This window comes from Gimesia sp. (genome assembly GCF_048262075.1).
In the GTDB taxonomy this organism is placed as follows: domain Bacteria; phylum Planctomycetota; class Planctomycetia; order Planctomycetales; family Planctomycetaceae; genus Gimesia.
Genome location: NZ_JBLXFK010000010.1, coordinates 174,564 through 194,108, shown reverse-complemented (window position 1 = coordinate 194,108; position 19,545 = coordinate 174,564). Strand labels below are relative to the sequence as shown.

Annotated in this window: 12 protein-coding genes and 1 tRNA gene; 6 read left to right on the top strand and 7 right to left on the bottom strand. The window is 50.1% G+C overall.

The window, feature by feature from the left end:
- Positions 1–53: 53 nt before the first annotated feature.
- Together ACN0YH_RS19500 and ACN0YH_RS19495 are read right to left on the bottom strand one after the other, a co-directional pair.
- The gene (locus ACN0YH_RS19500; RefSeq protein WP_417381256.1) at positions 54–1,793 is read right to left on the bottom strand and encodes a SulP family inorganic anion transporter; all 1,740 of its coding nucleotides are present in this window, start codon (positions 1,791–1,793) and stop codon (positions 54–56) included.
- A 208-nt stretch (positions 1,794–2,001) separates the two neighbouring features.
- The gene (locus ACN0YH_RS19495) at positions 2,002–2,307 is read right to left on the bottom strand and encodes a hypothetical protein (RefSeq protein ID WP_417381255.1); all 306 of its coding nucleotides are present in this window, start codon (positions 2,305–2,307) and stop codon (positions 2,002–2,004) included.
- Between the two features lie 361 nt (positions 2,308–2,668).
- Here ACN0YH_RS19495 and ACN0YH_RS19490 point away from each other — a divergent pair, with 361 nt between their 5' ends.
- The 3 genes from ACN0YH_RS19490 to ACN0YH_RS19480 are packed head-to-tail and all read left to right on the top strand — an operon-like array spanning position 2,669 to position 7,157.
- Positions 2,669–6,397: a S8 family serine peptidase gene (locus ACN0YH_RS19490; protein WP_417381254.1), complete on the top strand. Its 3,729-nt coding sequence runs from the start codon at positions 2,669–2,671 to the stop codon at positions 6,395–6,397.
- 35 nt (positions 6,398–6,432) lie between these two features.
- A complete protein-coding gene (locus ACN0YH_RS19485; protein ID WP_417381253.1) occupies positions 6,433–6,843 on the top strand; it encodes a thioesterase family protein in 411 nt (136 codons plus the stop codon).
- Positions 6,844–6,848: 5 nt separating this feature from the next.
- Positions 6,849–7,157, top strand: a complete 309-nt coding sequence (locus ACN0YH_RS19480) for a putative quinol monooxygenase (RefSeq protein WP_154934481.1) — start codon at positions 6,849–6,851, stop codon at positions 7,155–7,157.
- A gap of 7 nt (positions 7,158–7,164) precedes the next feature.
- Here the strand turns inward: ACN0YH_RS19480 and ACN0YH_RS19475 are convergent, their stop codons facing one another.
- From ACN0YH_RS19475 to ACN0YH_RS19460, 4 genes are all read right to left on the bottom strand, one after another.
- Entirely contained in the window at positions 7,165–10,302 is a 3,138-nt protein-coding gene (locus tag ACN0YH_RS19475) for a tetratricopeptide repeat protein (protein ID WP_417381252.1), read from the bottom strand.
- 302 nt (positions 10,303–10,604) lie between these two features.
- Entirely contained in the window at positions 10,605–11,885 is a 1,281-nt protein-coding gene (serS, locus tag ACN0YH_RS19470; RefSeq protein ID WP_417381251.1) for a serine--tRNA ligase, read from the bottom strand.
- A 387-nt stretch (positions 11,886–12,272) separates the two neighbouring features.
- Positions 12,273–12,596: a hypothetical protein gene (locus ACN0YH_RS19465; protein ID WP_417381250.1), complete on the bottom strand. Its 324-nt coding sequence runs from the start codon at positions 12,594–12,596 to the stop codon at positions 12,273–12,275.
- 184 nt (positions 12,597–12,780) lie between these two features.
- Positions 12,781–13,758, bottom strand: a complete 978-nt coding sequence (locus tag ACN0YH_RS19460) for an NAD-dependent epimerase/dehydratase family protein (RefSeq protein WP_417381249.1) — start codon at positions 13,756–13,758, stop codon at positions 12,781–12,783.
- Positions 13,759–13,942: 184 nt separating this feature from the next.
- On the opposite strand from ACN0YH_RS19460, the gene ACN0YH_RS19455 reads away from it, so the two are divergent.
- A tRNA-Val gene (locus ACN0YH_RS19455) sits at positions 13,943–14,016 on the top strand.
- A gap of 148 nt (positions 14,017–14,164) precedes the next feature.
- On the opposite strand, the gene ACN0YH_RS19450 is transcribed toward ACN0YH_RS19455, so the two are convergent.
- On the bottom strand, positions 14,165–15,223 hold the full coding sequence (locus ACN0YH_RS19450) for a DUF1559 domain-containing protein (RefSeq protein WP_417381248.1): 1,059 nt from the start codon (positions 15,221–15,223) through the stop codon (positions 14,165–14,167).
- 451 nt (positions 15,224–15,674) lie between these two features.
- On the opposite strand from ACN0YH_RS19450, the gene ACN0YH_RS19445 reads away from it, so the two are divergent.
- Positions 15,675–16,166: a carboxypeptidase-like regulatory domain-containing protein gene (locus ACN0YH_RS19445; RefSeq protein ID WP_417381247.1), complete on the top strand. Its 492-nt coding sequence runs from the start codon at positions 15,675–15,677 to the stop codon at positions 16,164–16,166.
- A gap of 294 nt (positions 16,167–16,460) precedes the next feature.
- Complete coding sequence (locus ACN0YH_RS19440; protein WP_417381246.1) at positions 16,461–19,445, top strand: redoxin domain-containing protein; 2,985 nt, start codon at positions 16,461–16,463, stop codon at positions 19,443–19,445.
- The last annotated feature ends 100 nt before the right edge of the window (positions 19,446–19,545 follow it).

Sequence of the window (19,545 nt, the reverse complement as noted above, 5' to 3'; positions counted from 1 at the left end):
ATGCCTGCAGAAACAGACTCTGATGAGACGAAACTGCAGGCAGTCCGGGTTGATTAAACGCGTTCCAGAGTATCCTGTTCAACGCGATCTGAAGTGGAATCCTGCTCCTGTTCGAGGTGCTGGATTCGCAGAATCGCATCGTTAAAGGTCGCCAGGCAGTTTGCTTCGGTCACTTTTTCAATGATCTTCAGGCGAATTAAGGTCCGCTCAACCTGTGGTTTGAGACCCGTGAAAAAGACGGTCGCTCCCTGATGATGTGCTTTTTCGATGATATCGTCAAGCAGGTAAGCGCCCGACATATCAACCATGGGCACCCGCGCCATACGGATAATCAGGTATTTGTAATCGACCAGAGAAGAGGAAGCCCGATAGATCGTATCGGATACACCAAAGAACAGTGGTCCTTCCAGGCGCAGTTTGAGAACTTTCTCTTTCAGTTCTTCCGGAATAGTAACATCGGAGGGCAGTGTCCGGCTCATCTGGTTCAGGCTGACCACATTCTGTTCGTAGGCCTGCCCCAGTTCCTGTACGATGCGGACAAATGCAATCGTAATCCCCACACCCATCGCAACCAGCAGGTCGACTGAAATCGTCAGAATCAATACCGTCCAGAAGCAGACCGAATCCATGAACGGCATCCGATGCAATACAGGCAGCACACGGTAATCAATGATATCCATACCCACTTTGAGCAGAATCCCTGCCAGGCAGGCCATCGGAATATAACTGGCATACGGAGATAACCCCAGCATCAAAGCCAGCAGCACCACACCATGCGTAATGGAAGCCAGGCCGGTTTTACCGCCACATTTGATATTCGCAACCGTTCGCATAGTCGCTGTCGCAGTGGTGACGCCACCCACCAGACCACATCCGATATTGGCAATCCCCTGACCAAAGATTTCCCGGTCACTGTTGTGCCGCTCGCTGGTCATGTTATCCGCAACCAGGCAGGTCAGCAGGGAATCAAAAATACAGAGTCCGGCTAAAGCAAACGCTCCGCCAAGCATCTCACCAAAGCGGGAAAAATCAGGTAGATACAAGTGAGGCAGTCCAACGGGCATGGAACCAATATACTCAATATCTTTGAAACTAAACGCGTGCGCGAGACTGGTTCCTACAATCAGCCCCAGCAGTGGTGCCGGCAGCCATTGCTTCTTTGTCACACGCGGCCAAAGTAAAATCGTGAAGAACGTGGCCAGCGAAACTATCAACGCATGCGGTTTTTCATGCATGACATCATAAGGAATCTGCTTGATAGCCCCAATTACCGAATTCGGCGTGGCAAAACCCAGCATGGGGGGAATTTCCAGCAGGATGATAATCACACCAATCCCGCACATGAATCCGGAGACGACAGAATAGGGTGTATAGTAGATGAAGCGGCCGATTTTCATCAGCGCCAGCGCGATGCAGATCAATCCACTTAAAAAGACCATCGACATCGCAAATACGATATCCGGCTCTCCTGATGCCAGTTTAGTCGCCGCGACGATCGCCGCCAGCTGAACCACTTTCGGACCGGTCGGACCACTGACGCCGGTATTGGAACCGCCAAACAGACCGACCAGGATGCCTCCGCAGATTGCAGCCCACATTCCCGCTTCTGCCCCTAAGCCTGAAGCGACTCCAAACGCCAGCGCCAAAGGCATCGCGATGACGGCAACCGTAATTCCAGAAAGAATGTCGTTCGGCACATTTGTATGCATAATCTTGATGTTATGCCACGGGTTAAAATCGTTGATGTATTTCGAGAATTTAAATTTGGGTTGATTCGAATCAATTTGAGACATCGTGGGCATCCATATAATACGTGATCCTGAAATTAGTCAGGTGGAATGAAGAAGAAAGCAGCACTCCCTGTTGAAGCAGCGCATTGAAATCCAGGTCGGACGAAATCAATTCACAAACGAAATGGTGAGGGAACTGATCTGAGTGAGCGCAACAGGAAAGTTACCAGCAGAAGCAAAATGAGAGCATGCCGGGAAAACCGGACAGCATTCAACTGAGCGCAGGAGGTCCGCGGGAGATATGAATCTCATCGCGATCGGACTCTTTCACGCTGAAATCAATATTCTGAGTCAGTATGCCCAAAAGCGGCAGCGCAACTAAGAATTCAGCATCCTGGATCAGCGTTTCTTCTTCAAACGAGTCTTCGCTTTCTTCCAGCTCAAATTCAGCACAGAGCCAGTCGGGATTGGACTCGGGGGCACCCAGCAAACTCGAACCGCCCAATAGAAAAACGATGTCCAGTGCAATCACTGTACAGAGCATGAACATCAGAGGCTGGCGTGAGTTCTGTAACATACATCAATGATATTTTATTTTCTCACTTTGTCAATGACGCGTTTGTGAAGTAACCTGAAATAAGAGTTCTCGGTTGAATTTTCATCTGAGTATCGTTCGTAAGTGCTTAATAAGTCTACTCTATCTCATATTTTCTCATGACACTTGTATTCACAAAGCGCTGGCTTCATGTGAGAATATAAAAGAGTCTGGCAAAATACGTCCTATATTAAAGTATGGTCTACCAGGGAAGGACTAACGGTTATCGTCGCAAGACGTCAGCCGTTCTCCGGAATATGTTTACCCACCTGACTGAATTCTAATAACACAATCAAAATCAAACAGGGCCATCCGCCCTGCATCCCGAAAGCGTGAGGGGCTGATGAATCGTTTATATCGTTCTAATCTGATGCGTTCCTGTCTGGTAATGATCTGCCTGATCTGCTGGATCTCTCCAGAAAGCCAGTCGGCTTCAGCACAGATGAAAGAAGAATTGTGTGACTGTTCTCCGGAATTAACGCTTCTGTTACGCGTCAACGATGTGCGTCGCACAGCAGATCTGGTCACCAAAGCGGGTGGAAAGATTGTCTACGATCCCAACCTGGGCATTGGAAATGACATTCCTTTCCTCGTCGTGAACCTGCCCCCCAGTAAACTCAACGATAAAAAGTTCATTGCTTCGCTCAAGCTGCCCTCGGGTGTGATGGAAGAAATCATCCCCAGTAAAATTGTTCCCCAGGCTGAACCAGCCATCGATACGTCTAATCCCGCAGACCTGGAGGTGGCGCCCGAAGCAGACTTTGATTCGCTGTATGTTCCGCTGGATGACATCAAGGTCCCTGCACTGCGAAAGCGAGTTGCCGGCAAAGGCCTCGGAGAAGGCACGATTGTCGCCATTATCGACACAGGTATCGATACCAGCCACCCTGTCTTTCAGGATCGCGTGATCTTCTGGAATGATGCCACGCGGGAAGGTCGTTCGCCACTAAGCAAAAGCAGACAGTTGGATGGCAAAATTGAACTGGAACATAACAAGTTCATTGCGCTGCCCGAAAAAATCAAAGAGAATGAGTATGTCTATTCCGGCTATATCGACGAGAAAAAGCTGGGGTTTCAACAGGGTGATCTCTGGACCACGCTCGGCAAAGAGGGTGTCGATATCAATCGAAATGGTACCAAAGACGACAAACTGCTGGTCGTCGTCGGCATCATTCCCAATCCGGAACTGGTCAAACGGGAAGCAGCCAGCAAAAAAGCGGAAGAAGAACGCAAAGCCGCAGCGGCAAAAGACGAGCCCATCCCGGCAGAAAAACCCGATCTGGAAAAACGGGATCTGACCAAAGAATACGCTCTGGCATTTGTCGATGTGGACATGGATGGCAAGTTCAGCAAAGAAGAAGCTGACACTCCCATCATGGATTTCAACTCCGCACGTAAAATGCAGCGGGAGGATCTGAAACCCCCTTATCAGATGATGCTGGAATTTCCGTCACGTACCAAGCGAATTGCCTACCCGCTGTTGTTTCGACCAGATGCCAAAAAGCAGGTCACCGAAATCACCGTCGCCTTTGACCAGCAGTCCCACGGCACCCATGTCGCAGGTATTGTTGCCGGCAGTGGTCTGCAGATTGAAGGTGCCGCACCGAAAGCTCAACTGATGGCCATCAAGGTCTGCTCTGGTCGCAGTTGTACCGACCAGGCAATTCTGCGCGGAATCATCTCTGCCTTTTTCAACCCGCAGGGTTATGTTCCCGATGTTGTGAATATCTCGCTGGGCAGCCACGAAGGCTATGTCAAGCGTCCCCTGAGTATTCTGCTGCAGGATCTCTCGGCAAAATTTGGAACGACATTTTTTATCTCCGCCTCTAATGACGGCCCCGGCTACCGTACCATCAATGGTCTGGGTGGTTCCAGTCCCGCGGTATTTGTGGGCGCCCATGTCTCTGCCAATACATTACGCGAACACTATCGTCTGGCCGAAGGGGTAAATGCCCCCGAGCATGGACTGCTTTACTTCTCATCTCTGGGGCCCTCATACACGGGAGAAATGCGACCGAATGTTGTTGCCCCCGGGTCGGCCCTGTCATCGACGCCGCTCAACTCGGATGGCTCCAGCATGTTCAACGGGACAAGCATGTCATCACCGATCGCCGCCGGCGCAGCAGCAGCCATGCTGTCTCTGATCAAAGCAGATAAGGAATACGCCAAGGTCCTGAAACGGCAGGAGAAGAAAATTGAAGCCATCCGAAAAAAATCTTCTGACAGTAAATACTCACTGACCTCACTGGCTTTGAGTATGCGACTGGCGCTGGAAAATTCCGCCATGCGAATGAAAGGCTTTACTTACGCGCAACAGGGAGCAGGCCTGATCGATATCGATAAAGCTTACCCGGAATTTTTAAGGCTGGCCAATCTGACGCTTGATCCGAAAAAACAGACTGCGGAATTCAGCATCAATCACTATTCCAAGTTCAATCGCCTGTATGATCGCTCAAATAATATCGAAGCGCACAAACGCGTTGATCTGGATCTGAATATTGACGGCGAGGTATCCGATCAGGGTAGCCTGTTATTAAAAAACACCACCACAATCGTCAAACTGGAAAAAGTGGAGGTGCAGGACAGCGATGGCAACGTCACCATTCTGGATGTAAACGGGAAAAATGACAAGGTGCCATTCTCCATCGCTTTACCAGGGAAAGAAGAAGCACAGGGAAACCAGATCTCCCTGGTCCTGTCCAACAGCAGCAAATCCTATTTCTACAGCACCCGGAAACGAAATCTGATGGAGGCGGGAAAAACTTACCTCGCCTACTACACTGTCAGACAGCACGGCGAGCGTGAATTCAGTTTCCTGGACGTGGTTCATAAACCAATTGAGCTCTCTGACTTGAATACGGAAGTCAGCCTTCCCAGCCTAAATCTACAGGACTCTGAACGGGTCGCCGCTTTCGTTGTCCCACAGAAGACGATCTCCGCCGGTGCCTACCATCGTTATCCCATCGCGGTGACACGCCGCGACAGCGGTCTGACCGTGATGCTGGGTTTTGTCGCCAGCAGTTCAGGACGGTTACTGGTCAGTGTCTTTAATCCGGAGGGAGAAGAAATTGGCTATCGCGTCATCCAGCAGACCGCCCAACTGGGTGGAGACCGTTCTAATGCTTCATTGACTGTATCCACCAAGGATGAAGGCATCCATGAAGTGGTCGTCAGTACGTTCAGTGGAAACTGGTTGAACGAATCGAAATATGATCTATTGATTGAAGCCCAGCGATTCCGCGCCTCGACAGATGACCTTACGCTGGCAACGGTTGACTCCGGAAAAGATGCAGAAAAACTCATTACGTTTTCTAATTCCTCAAACCAGGTTAAAAGCATGTCCGCCAGCCTGGGAGGCCTCACCCGGGTTGTCCCACAGGATAATTTTCCGATTCTGGCCAACTATCGTACATTCCGCAAACTGGAGATTCCTGAGTGGAGACCGGAAAGTGGTGCAAGCCAGACGACCAGCGTGCGGCTCACATTCCCTCCCGATGACAAAAAATACAAAGGCTTCAGTGGACGCATCGACCACAGGCTCTACAAGAAAGGCCCGGATGGCAAAATGGTTGAAGCCCATAAAGGGATGTTCTTTGGACGCGGAAAATCGTTCAATAATATCCCCCGCCCTGAGCCGGGAAAACCCTATGAAACACTGTATGCTGCCGTCGACACCTATTTCACGGTACCTAATGACGAAAGCCTGAAAGACAGCCAGGGGACCATCACCCTGGACGCTGCTTTTCCGGGAATACCGGTAAAAATGGAAGGCTCTTTCGCTCTGAAAATACTGGCTGTCGGTAGACCTGATGTGTATATCCTGCAGATCAAAGGCCCCAGAAAACTGATTGACGCTTCCGCTGCCAAGACGAATCACAGTAATCCATCGGAAGCGGTTCTGGAAATTCCGACTCGGATTAATGGCGTCTCTAAAATTACGGTCACCTTACCGGTCACGGTCACACCTGATGTCAAATCCACGCTGGCGAAACAGCTGATTCGCTCCTCCATCAGTATTTCGACAAGTGATTCCCGGATTACGGACTCGATCCCGATTGAGATCACGCAATAACCCGGCAATCAAGTACAGGCAGGAATTGAGATCTCATGCAGGATCAACACCCCCGTATCGGGGCACAACATTCGATTTCGTTTCAGGTGGAAAGCAGTCAGGCGATTACTTTTTCGCAGGAAGCAGAGATTTCCGTGCTCTCCACGCCGTCTCTGATTTGGTTTCTGGAACAGGCCGCGTTACAATTTCTGCAACCGTGGCTGAATGAGAAATCGATCAGTGTGGGCACTCATGTGGATGTGGAGCATCTCGCTCCGACTCCCGTAGGTGCGACCGTGGACTGTTCCGCACAGCTGATCTTTCATGATGGCCCCGTCTATCGCTTCAAAGTGGAAGCGTATGCCGGTGCTGAAAAGATCGCGAAAGGTCTGCACTCCCGTCGGATCGTTCAAACCAGCCAGTTAGTACGACGCCTGCAGGCATTAGAAACGAAAAGCAGAAAGTAAACAACATGATCTTCGTCATCGCAGATATTGAAATTGCAGAGGGAAAACAGGCAGCCTTCCTGGAAGCCTTTCATCAGCTTGTCCCCCTGGTACACGCGGAAGAGGGCTGTATAGAATATGGTCCCGCCGTCGATGAAGAAACCGATATCCCGGTCCAGGTAAAGAATGGCAGCCAGATTGTGACTGTCATGGAGAAATGGGAAAGCGTTGAAGCATTGAAAGCACACCTCGCTGCCCCCCACATGCTGACTTACCGCGAACAGGTCGCCGATCTTGTCAAAGGGACAAAGATCAAAGTCTTAAAACCAGCTTAATCGCAGCCTACGGTTTGGGAGCAACCAGCGGCAGCTCCTCTGTTTCCGGTTCTGTCTGACCTGCGGGTGCCTCTGGCAGAATCGGGATCAGGTCTCCTGTCAGCTGGTACAGATAAAAACGTACCAGCGGTCGGTAAGGCGTGGATGGGTCCGTTTCGAGTATCTCACGCAGATGGGAAGTTGCCAGTTCGGGTTGCCCCGCTTCGATTTCACACCGGGCCAGATTCAGCAGCAGAGGGATCTGCTGTTGAGACAGCCCGTACAGATAGTTCACAATCGAAACGGCATGCTGCGTAGGCCAGAAGCTGTTCGAGATTGGCTGAACCAGAGGCATGGACTGCAGGACCCCGGCAATACGAGCTTCTTCCTGTGATCGGATTTCCTGCCGCCATAAATCAAAGCAGCCACGATAATTCCCATTCCCCAGATTGGCAAACGCGGCTTGTGCCCGCCAGGGGATCTGTGGATTCTGCACCGCCTTCTGTTCCAGCAGCGACATCTGATTGTCTGCTTCTTCCGATTGCCCCACCTCCATCAGAACACTTGCATTCAAATTCTGAGCCAGTGGATTCTGGGCTAAATATACCGGATCATCCAGATAACGCTGAGCCAGTAAGACGAATCCATTCTGATACGCCTGGCTGGCCAACTGCAACTTCTCGGCTCCTTTTTCCTGCTGGGCATCCAGCTCCTGCGTGATTTGAGTGATTTGCGTATTCAGTTTTTCCAGATGATCTGAATAAGCCCGCAGTCGGGCAAAAGCATCATCTGATAATTCTTCCTGCCCCTCAACCATCTCCAGATACGTCTGCAGTTCATGATGTGCCAGATCGATCTTCCCCATATTGGAATACAGGTCGAACAGCATCAGGTGCGTCGGTGCAAATTCCGGTTCAATGATCAGGGACTGATGGTAAGCATGCAAAACCTGAAAGTAACGCATTCGATCGATACTGACTGCAGGCCGCTGTTGATTTCGATCCACAGGCGGTGCCAGCAGTTGTGCTTCCAGGCTGGCCAGATAACCGTAGGCACTCCCCAGGATCCGATAGGCTTCTGCACTGTTCGGATCCTCAATCAATCCCCGGTTTGCCAGTTGAATTGCCAGTATCGCAAAACAGGATGACAGCTCGTGGTTTCCCCCGGACTGGGACATCAACCCCAGATAATGGCGGGCCGTCTGCACATCGTTGCCCATACTCGAATTCTGAGGCAGCAGATAGCGGCTGTAAAAGGATTTGGGACGTGCCCAGTCGCTGCGGATTTCCGGAAAGTCTTTCTGATCCCGGAAAGCCTGTTTTTTGAAATCGAGTTGATGTGCCGCCAGAAATTTCTTTGTGGTTTCGCTCTCGTTATCCGTTCGATAGAAGACGGCGGTCGCTGCATTCAATTCCGTCAGTTGCCAGTCCGGAGTGGTCAGCAGGTCAAAAAACGTACGATAATCCGGGTTCATACCGGACAGCCGCGGAATCACATGGGTCACCTGGTATCGATTAAACGTCTGCCTCCAGACTTCAGGTATACCACTGCCGATCTGATCTTCGCGTTGCACACGCAGGGCACGTCGTGTTTTATCATGCAAACCAATCAGGTCATTTTCACCGGTTCCCGCAAACAGAGCCACGCGATTATCAATAAATGATTTCTGATCCAGCCAGATCAACAGGTCTCCCTGCTCCAGCACAAAATGAAACGGCCGGTCGTCCAGGGATTCAGCTAACGCTTCCTGATATCCTTCAATTGTATGTGTCAATGAGGGACTGAAACCAATTCCGACTGCATGACGCGTCGAACCCTGTCCCTGGAATCGTCCGCAGACGACCAGGTAGGCCAGGACAAAAAAGGTCAGAACCGTCAATGCCCGACCACCGCGCGAAAACAGCAATTCACTCGTTTCCACGCTGTAAGTCTGACGGAAATTATCTCGATACCAGATCTGAAAATTCCGATTGGCAAAAATGGCGCAGAGCACACCCGTCACCACCAGTTCGTGGCTGGCCAGTACGGATAGACCACAAAAACCAATAAATACAAACAGCTGCCCCCAACTCATCTTTGCCTGGTTCAGCACAAAACTGACAAACGTCAACACAATCAGAATGAAGGAAGCCACCGCGTAATGATTGAGCGACTTCCAGAACAAAGGCGATGTCATGGAAAAATAACCGAGTTCTTCAGGTCGGACTCCACCGACAAACATCGAACGCATGAGAGGATAATCAACCGCGTAATAACTCAGACCAGTGGTAAGCGAATGCCAGCCCACCGGGTTCAATAATGTCGCGACCAGGCTACCCCCCAGAACCATCCAGAGCGTCTGATAATCGGTGTCGTCGTTCAACACTGATCGATCCAGCATGGAAGCAACCGTTTCTCCCAACGCGAATAACCCCAGTAAGGCGATCCCCAGAAAGACACGGGGGTCCAGATTAGCCCAGACCAGAAACAGGGGGAGTAACAGCCACAGTGCGCGGGCCGAGTTCCGTTCCTGCCACTGATGCAGACAACTCAGCGTCAACACCACACCCAGAATTGTTATGATTTCCGGAGTCACATTCAGTTGCGGAAAACAGGCAATCAATGCCAGTACCGCCAGGATTGAGCCCCACCAGGTAGAGATCTCCCTCAGGCAGAGATGCACGATGATATAAAATGTAATCCCCAGCAGCAGGATCTTGAAGAGCGTTAATCCGGTAGCACCCAGCACGCCATACACGCCCGATAGCGTTAAATCAAACAGCCAGGCATTGTTGTACCAGGGGCGATCATTGGCGGTATAAGAAAATACATCATTCGCCGGAGGCCAGAATCCATGACTGGCCAGATACTGCCCGGTCTTTACATGCACCAGGGTTTCAGTATCCGAGATATAGGTGGCTGCAAACAGACAGGCCAGCAGAATCGCCGCCCAGCGTAACATGAAGTCGCCGCGAATGGCTTCGTCTTCGACCAGTTCGGGGGTTAACGGCTCCCACTCCGGCAGTCCTTCTTCTTCTGCGCTCTGATTTACAAGTGTCGCATCAGACTGGTCTGCCCCCTCCTGATCTCCGTCAGCATTTTCAGGAATCATATTTTGATCGGGATGAGATTCAGCAGGGTCAGGAGAGTTTTCGTCAGGCAAATCTTTGTCTGGATGATCGTTCACGTAAATACTCTAGATCTGAAACGGGGACAAAAAAGAAAAGTACACCGAAACCAATTTTGGCCGGAGCACACTCAGCTTGTCCAGCTAAAACCAGTAATATTCAGGATCTGCCCAAAAGCGCATCCCGTTGAACTATAGTTTCTTCAATATATCTGTAATTGATTGAGAGAGTCTTCGAGACACTGCCATAAACCCGGCACAGGCAAGATCAACCTGACCTTGAGGGATTCGGTACGTTCCACCAGCCTCCCTCATTCTTTTACGAATTCCTGATCGACACCGTTTGCCGTAAATCAGAACTTTTAACCAATCTGATCTTTTCCAATCCAGGGACGCAGTACTTCGGGAACCAGAATCGTCCCGTCCGCCTGCTGATAATTTTCCAGAACAGCAATAATCGCCCGGGCTATCGAAACCGCAGTCCCGTTCAGGGTATGCACGAATTCTGTCCCCTTCTGCCCGCTTGTCTTGCAGCGGGTCCCCAGTCTTCTCGACTGGTAATCCGTGCAGTTGGAAGCAGAAGTGACTTCACCATATTCGCCTGCCTCGCCACGACCGGGCATCCAGGCTTCCAGATCATATTTGCGATAAGCGGGGGCTCCCAGGTCACCGGTGCAGGTATCGACGACGCGATAATGCAATCCGAGCCCCTGGAAAATCTCTTCTTCGATCCGCACGATTTCTTCATGCATCGCATCGGAAGCCGCATTCGTTGGTTCCGTGAAGGCAAACATTTCCACTTTTGTGAACTGATGCACGCGATAAATACCCCGAGTCGCCTTACCGTGTGCCCCGGCTTCGGTTCGGAAACAGTGAGACAGACCGGCAATTTTATGAGGCAGCGTCTCGCGATCCATAATCTGATCCTTCATGGATCCCCCCAGCGTAATTTCCGCTGTCGCGACCAGGCTGAGGTCCGTATTCTCCACGGAATAAATCTGGGTTTCATCTCCCCGTGGATTAAAACCGATTCCTTCCAGGATCTCCTTACGGGCCAGGTCAGGAGTGCTGTGCAGAACAAAGCCTTCCTGCACCAGTTTCTGCATCGCATACTGACAGAGTGCCATCTCCAGCAGTACCGCTTCGTTTTTCAGATAATAGAATCCATGACCGGCGACCCGTGTTCCTGCTTCAAAATCGATCAGGTCATGCTTCTCTGCCAACGCCACATGATCCAGGGGAGTGAAGTCAAACGCGGGTTTCTCACCCGACAGCCGCACGACGGTATTCGCCTTGTCCTCTTTTCCCACGGGCACATCCGGGTGGGCCAGGTTAGGCACGCGTGCCTGCTCAGCCTTGAGCAATGTCTCGACTTCACGCAGCTCGATCTCAATGGCAGAGATCTGCTCACGCAATTCTTTGCCCTGCGCGATCAACGGCTGCCTGGCATCGTTATCTGCTGCCTGGGGAATTTGTGAGGAGACCGATTTCTGTTCCTGCCTTAAATTGTCACCCTGAACAATCAGCTCTCTACGGCGCTGGTCCAGTTTGCTCAGTTGCTCCAGATCGACTTCGATTCCACGATTGCGACAATTCTCAAGAATGACTTCCTGATTCTCGCAGATGAACTGCAAATCCAACATAAGAAATCAACTACTCCATGCAGAGTTCAGAAACGGTTTAATAAACGGTACTTGGGTGACATTCCCCGAACAGGGAGAACGCATCATATCTAATGACAATTTTAATGTCCAAGGGTAACGCTTTTTCACTGCAGAAAATGGCTGATACAGCCGGAATAATGCAAATTTGCCTGTTACAGCGATTACTCGCGCCCCGACTCCGTGACTTCTCCACCGTTCCAAAGACGATCCACCCCCAAATGTATGCGCACACCACATCTCTGCCCCCTGAAATAAATAAACTCCTGCCAATGTCGAAAGCCGAGCAGGAAGCTCAGCTCTCAGACAACTCGCAGGAGCATCAATTTCATATTCCAACGGCTGTTTTGAGCGCGCCGTCTGGTGTGCTTATTCAGGTAGAGGCAGCGGCAGCATTTCGCCGTGAATCGGCTGTGTGCTCTTGACCTGATAGCGATCATAATCATAACGCTGATACAGCCCTGTATTCATCCGGGTATCACAGCGTTTACCTCGATACAGATGATAGGAATAACGGGGCCAGGGATACGTGTTGCCTTTAAACTGGCGTCCCTGGTTCTCTTCCTGACACAGTTCACAGAAGGAGAGAAAGAAACGTCCGCCGCCCGCCTGTGCTGTCTGCACAGCCAGCCCGGTCCCGAACATTCCCAATAAGACGGTAGAAACAAAAACGGTCTTCCGGAATCCCTTCATCGTACGCTCCATTCCCTTGATACTGCGTGTTGTGTGTGATGATAAAAAGAGAACCACACTTCACATTCATCATCGGGTTTATCGAACCCGGGAAATAAGAGCCGCCTCCCCCTGAACTGCTTCCCTGGCAGATTCGCAGTCAGGTTATGCGGGTTTTGCTGCTTTTATCAGTTATATCTGACAGTCAGGCCAAACCCCGGATCCGCTTTTTCGACGCGATGATATCATCCAGAATCGCATCCAGCTTCACCTGTGGTTTTTGCCCCAGCGTCTGCTCCAGACGTTCCAGGTCGGGAACCCGCCGCTGCACATCCTCAAAATCTTCATTATACGCCTTATTGTAAGGCAGATATTCGATTTTGACAGACGGATTCACTTTCGCAATGATCGCCTCGGCCAGACCGCGAATCGTAACCGGTTCATCGCTGCCAATGTTGTAGACCTGGCCTTTCGCTGAATCCAGATTGGTCAGATCAATCACACAATCCACGATTTCATTGACATGCCCGAAGCAGCGCACCTGACTGCCATCATCAAAGACCACAACCGGTCCCCCATCCAGCGCCTGGTCAATAAAGCGGGGAATGACCATCCCATATTGTCCCACCTGACGGGGACCGACCACATTAAAAAAACGACCAATGCGAACATCCAGACCATATTTCTGGGCATACGCCAGCGCCAGAAATTCATCGATGGCTTTCGATGCGCCATAGGCCCAGCGAGGTCGCGTCGTGGGACCAAAATGCAGGTCATCTTCTTCCGTCCAGCGTTCCTTGGGATTTTTTCCGTAGACTTCACTGGTGGATGCCAGGAAGAACTTATGCCCCCCCTGCACGGCATGTCGCAGGAGAACCTCAGTCGGATAAATATTGGTTTCGATCGTCCGTACCGGATTGTCTGCGACCAGTTTCACACCGACGGCAGCGGCGAGGTGATAAATCGTATCAACGCCCTGCACCATTTCCGCCATTAAGACAGGATCGGTGATTGACCCCGTACGAAACGTGAAATTGGGATGATCCATGATGCTATCCAGATTCTCCAGAAAGCCGGTAGAGAGGTCATCGACGGCTGTAACCTCTTGTCCCTGTTGAATTAATTGCTCACATAAATGGCTGCCAATAAATCCGGCACCACCGGTGACCAGGCAATGAGACATAAAACAAATCTTTCTCAAGAAAGGAAAAAACCGCAAAAATGCGAAATTCGGTCCAAAGTCGGCGAAGGCTTAAAACAGTTTACACGCAAGAGTTGCATTTCGCTACGAACCTGCCATAATACGTGCGTGTCATACACAATGACGCAAGAATAATATCGAAATTACCGATGTTAATCAAAATTCCGGGCGATTAGCTCAGTTGGCTAGAGCATCTCGTTTACACCGAGAGGGTCGGGGGTTCGAGCCCCTCATCGCCCACTTATCAAGCACCATGCATATTTGCAAGGTGCTTTTTTTATTGGGGTTGTGCGAATATCTACGCACCAATAAAAAAATCCCCCTGCACTTCTTATGACGTGCAAGGGGATTGGAAATCGTTTTATCAGACCATGGTTCTTATTATGATCTAATACTCGCCTAATATTTCTTCGCTCTCCCTGGTTCCCAGTGCGCCCCAGATTCCGTAGGGACTGTTCACAGTGGAAGTCGTTCCTGGACTGGGCTGACTCAAATCTCCGGTGTCAATATTTTCAGAGATAAATTTCACACCACCATCCGCCATCAGAACGTGAACGCCCCCAACATGCAGACTAGAAGGCGCCAATGCAGCGGTCCCGGAATCAGCATTACCGTTTGTGCCGGAGGCACAGGAAGGAGCATTCGGCGGAAGAATCGTATTGAAGGCACAACGCTCCGCCTGTCCATCCCACAACGATGTTCCATGCCTGCCTTTGACGTTGGTACCGGTCACCCAGTTTGCACCTGAGGCGAGACTGATACAGGCACCAGGATTGTTTGCAGGGTCCTGGCTGAGAGCAATTCCCTCGTTGTGTCTTTTCCCTGCATTACCGGTACTGGCACCGTAGTTCGCCCGGATGTGTTCGCTCATGGCAATCGTGTTACTGGTACCATCGGTAATATCCCGAATCCGTGTTCCATACCGATAGGGGAACAGGCCGCGCGAATTGGTACCATTGATGCCGGTCGAAGTATCGCCGATACAGAAGACATAGTTATTCACACGACTCGTCTGTTTATTCCGCCCGTCAGACGGACACAGCAGCATCGGAATCTTAACATTCCAGACACTCCAGCCGCACCAGGCACAGGGCCCCATCGGCGGACGGGTTGAATCGCCGGCTGATATTTTATTAAACAAAGGCGCCTGATCCATGTAGGGTAACAGACCGACAAAGCCGCTGAGTCGCGCACGGTTGGAGGTGGCACTGTCAGAACCATTTGTTCCCCCACGGCGCAAAACAAACATCCCATACACATCGTGATAATTGTGAAGCGCCAGCCCCAGTTGCTTTAAATTATTTTTGCATGTGGATCTGCGTGCTGCTTCACGTGCCTGCTGAACGGCTGGTAATAACAATGCAATTAAGATGGCAATGATCGCAATCACTACCAGTAATTCAATTAATGTGAAGCCTTTTCGTTTGCCTCTCTCTAAATTCCTCACCAAAGGATACTCCTTATAAAAAAAGAAACGAAACTGAACTGAATCAGTCATTAAAAATATACACATTCATTGAGAAACAAGTTTTTAAACTTCTTCCTGTCTATTTCTAATCATGAGATTACTGAAAAATAATCTTCTGGTGTGGCGGGTTTTGCAAAAGAATTAAAACTGAAGTTCAGTTTGAAAGATATGAAATAGAAACGAATGTCAACGCGGCAATAAAAAACAAGATGTAATGAACGTCGTTTGAGTTACACTCAAAATCGTTGACATCAATTTTTATCGTAGTTGAATTTTGCAATTTTTCAACTACGATAAATTGATGTCTTCCGTTTTCAAAACAGTGTTTTACCTCAATTCCAAATGATTTTATTTTTACCGTTTTAATGTCCAAAGTTTATTAAACTTCGTTCATTAACATCTAAGTACCTTGTAAGAACTGGACTTCAATATGCAACACACTCAACGGAATCAACTGATAACAGTCTATAGTGCGCTGGCTCTCTTTTTTCCCTTATTTTTTTTACTGGGATGTGGTAGCACTGAAGATAAACGCCCCCAACGTACAGCTGTCTCAGGAATTGTCACCTTTGATGGTGAACCGATTGAAGGTGCCAGCATCACCTTCAGACCTGTCGAAGAATCTGGACAGACAGCCAACGGTCGTTCCAATGAAGAAGGACAATTTCAAATGGGAACTTTTGAAGGGACAGATGGTGTTGTTGCCGGCGATTACATCGTGATGATTTCCAAAATCAAATCGACGAGTTCCCCAGAAGTGTTACCCGAGGATGATCCCAATTATGATCCCGATCCCCAACCGGAACCACCTCCTGAAAATCTTCTGCCTGAAAAATATTCTAATGCGGAAACCTCAGGCTTGACGGTTACAGTTTTAAAGGGAGAAGCGATTACAGATCTTAAATTCGAATTATCTGAATAGACTGAGTCAGCATAGCGTCCAGGTGTGATTCAAGAGAGTCCCGCTTGGACTTCCGCAACCAGCGAATCCAGAAAAGAAGCCTTCGCACGCCTGCTGTTCTGGAATCCTGAAGATCCTCTTTGCATTTTTGAACTGCAACAGTGTATACTTGCCCCACACCCACAAATATACATCCGCATCTTCTATTGTCTCAGGATTGAACATTAGAATGAATTCGAATTCGGGGGAAATGTGATGGTATGTGCCTGCGACTCAGTAACAGGGAAGAGCCGGTTTTCTCTTCAGGTCTGCATTTTGCTTATTCTCATCGGGGCTTTCCAGTTGAATCTCTGGCAGACTTCAATGATTGCAGCAGAAACCCAACACCAACCGGCAAGTCGACCACCACAAGTAGAAACTCTGTATGAGCCGGGCCGGCTGGGTGGTCACGGTGCGACACTGCATCGCGTCACCATCACAGGTACGGCTCGAAATACAGCCGGTGAACCAGTCAAAAACGCTGATATTTATGTTTCCAGTCGCGGCTGGATTACGCCGGGGGACTTTGAACAACTGCGGGGACACACTCGCAGTGATGAGTACGGACATTATGAACTCAAAGACGTTCAACTGTTTGTGGTCAACAATCGTGATTCACTCTCGAGACCGGACGAAGGTGATTTTATCGTCTTCGGCACGAAAGAGAATTATGGATTCACCTGGCATCCCGCCCGCACATTTCGTCCCACCGCGCGGCCTGAAGAAATCGACAACCGGGATCGAAACAGTCACGCCGCGAGAAATGCCTTCTATCAGAATGAACCCATTACCATCGATCTGCAATTTGATGCGCCGGCGACACTGAAAGGCCTCATCACCGACACACAGGGACACCCCCTGGCAAACGCGAAAGTACAACTGGGACATGTGGATCGCCCGCTGAGTACCTCCCCACACAGAACAGGTTCGTGTCGATATCTTAAACAGAATAATCCGTATTCAAATCAGGCAGATACATTCCTGTACTGTTCCGTCGTCCCCCCGGCAGTGAGGGAAACCTTTACCGATGCGCAAGGTCGCTATGAATTCACTCAACTTCGCCGCGATACCAGGTACTCAGCCAACATCGATCCGGGCCCTGAATTTGATCCCTGGGAATTTACCCTGATCACCGCCAGCCAGTCTCGTCCATCCAGAAATACAGTTGCCGCCGGTTTTGACGGTGAAATCAACCATCAGTTTACCGCACCGCGAGATGTCAGGGTCCGCGTTGTAGAAAGTGATTCAGGAAGCCCCCTCTCCAATGTACTTGTGACAGCCCATCCTATCGGCGTCGTGCGACGCAGTGGCATCCAGGCGCGAACAGACAGCCACGGAAACGCTCAGCTCAGGCTCATCCCCGATGAATACAAGCTGGTGGCAGAACCGAATCCGGATCAGCCTTTTCTGTATTTGAGCCAGCAGTATTTTGTTCCAAAACGAAAAGATTCTGAAAAGAACGACACTCCCAGCGTCACCATGAAGTTGAACCCGGCTGCCATTGTAAAACTGAAAGCCATCAATGCCAAAACCGGCGCACCGATTCCGGGGGTCCGCTTCAACTACGAAACCTATGACGCGGGAGAACAAACCCCGGTCTCCACTCAGACAGTGTATGTCGATTATCCTTTTACAAACGATGACGGTGAAATCCAGGCCTTTATGGAACCAGGTATGCGCCGTTTTGTTGTCGCCGAACCCTTCTCACTGTCTCAGGCAGCAGGCAGTCGTTCAGAACGCTTCAAACTCACCGCAGGTGAGGTCACAGAAGTTACTATTAAATTGACACCGGCGGAATTTCTTCCCACTCATCTGGTCGCCAGCGAAATGCAGCCCCGTGAAAACTCACTCTACGCGCCCGAGATCCAGAAGAAATGGCATATTCAATCGGAACTGCTGCGGCTCACTCCGCTACGGATCACCACATGCAAAGTCAATATTTATCGAGGCTCTGTGGATACGGAGAACCTGCTCAAAGACTTACGCGCACTGGATCCCTATCAGGTTCCCGACATCGACAAGCTGCTCAAGAAGTATCACTCAGGCAAATCAGACTGGTCCAGGCAAATCCTGACAGCACACGGCACGATCAAACATGAAGCACGTTACTCCAGCACAGACTCGAAGTCTCCCCATTACTTCAATTTGTCAGGCCAGCCTTTGCCAAATATTACCAGTATGACCGATGGCTGGAAAACGATTCAACATCAAAGCATGAGTAATCAGGCCAGGATTAACCTGAACCGCAGAGGAAGAATCCATTTCCATGTTGAATCTCCCTACGATCTTTGTGAATGGCCATCACTGCGTAATCGTATTCCTGCTCCCAAAAATACAAAGAAGCCTGACGCTGATATCCGCCGCGAAGGACAGAGAATCATTTATGAAGGAGGAAGTGACGCGAGAACTTTCCGCCGTGTACTCGATCAGCAAACCGGTTTTATTTTCGAAACTTATTCTGGGTCGCTCACAGGACAGTTTGAACAGGCAAAACTCTCTTTTGCCCCTGAAAAACTTGCCAATGGTCTGATTCTGCCCGGGCTGCACATCAACTGGAAGACATACCAGGGAAAACTTCAGCATCTGGAAGTCACTCTGATCGAGCAAGCTGAAATTCTCTCGTCCGTTCCCGTTGACGCATTTTCGATTGCCTTGCCAGCGGGAACTGAGATGATCGATTCCCGCCACCTGTCTGACAATGTCAGTTACATTGCCGGGAATCATGAATCGAAGAAAATCCTGTCTGGACCAGTCAGTGACTTCGCCGCTTACCTGCAGCGGAATCCCTTCTACAGCCACGAAATGGAAACGGAGCCTCAGCTCGGCAGACACGCCCCCACTCTGGAACCGGCACTCTGGTTAACGGCGGAAGGAAAAACAGCTGCCCCCAACCTGAATGGAAAAGTGGCCCTGATCCACTTCTGGGGAACCCGGAATGCCAACAGCATGGACCAGTTGTCTGAAATGCAAGCCGCATACAAAAAATATGCGGAACTACCTGTGATTCTCGTCGGCCTGCATGATTCCTACACCACTACATCTCAACTGCAGGCCATTGCAGAGCAGAAAGACCTGAAATTCACGCTGGCCATCGATCAACGCCCCAATGAAGCAGGCTGGTTCGGTAAAACGATGCAGCACTTTCGAGTACGCAACTTACCCCAGGCAGCGGTCATTGATCCACAGGGTAACCTGACTTTCGTAGGCGATCTCCCGCGGGCCCTCCAGAAAGTGAATCAATTGTTGAATGATAAGAACTAAGATTTCCAGGTAACGCAGTACAACTCTTATTAAATAGCATCTCTTCGGTTTTGAAACGGACAGGCCCCAGACGCGCACTCACCTGAATCATTTGGGAGCT

What these genes read in the sequence shown, in the direction of transcription:
- ACN0YH_RS19460 (WP_417381249.1), bottom strand. Translation starts at nt 13,758, where the DNA reads ATGTCTCATTGCCTGGTCACCGGTGGTGCCGGATTTATTGGCAGCCAT.
- ACN0YH_RS19500 (WP_417381256.1), bottom strand. Translation starts at nt 1,793, where the DNA reads ATGTCTCAAATTGATTCGAATCAACCCAAATTTAAATTCTCGAAATAC.
- ACN0YH_RS19480 (WP_154934481.1), top strand. Translation starts at nt 6,849, where the DNA reads ATGATCTTCGTCATCGCAGATATTGAAATTGCAGAGGGAAAACAGGCA.
- serS (WP_417381251.1), bottom strand. Translation starts at nt 11,885, where the DNA reads ATGTTGGATTTGCAGTTCATCTGCGAGAATCAGGAAGTCATTCTTGAG.
- ACN0YH_RS19490 (WP_417381254.1), top strand. Translation starts at nt 2,669, where the DNA reads ATGAATCGTTTATATCGTTCTAATCTGATGCGTTCCTGTCTGGTAATG.
- ACN0YH_RS19495 (WP_417381255.1), bottom strand. Translation starts at nt 2,307, where the DNA reads ATGTTACAGAACTCACGCCAGCCTCTGATGTTCATGCTCTGTACAGTG.
- ACN0YH_RS19485 (WP_417381253.1), top strand. Translation starts at nt 6,433, where the DNA reads ATGCAGGATCAACACCCCCGTATCGGGGCACAACATTCGATTTCGTTT.
- ACN0YH_RS19465 (WP_417381250.1), bottom strand. Translation starts at nt 12,596, where the DNA reads ATGAAGGGATTCCGGAAGACCGTTTTTGTTTCTACCGTCTTATTGGGA.
- ACN0YH_RS19445 (WP_417381247.1), top strand. Translation starts at nt 15,675, where the DNA reads ATGCAACACACTCAACGGAATCAACTGATAACAGTCTATAGTGCGCTG.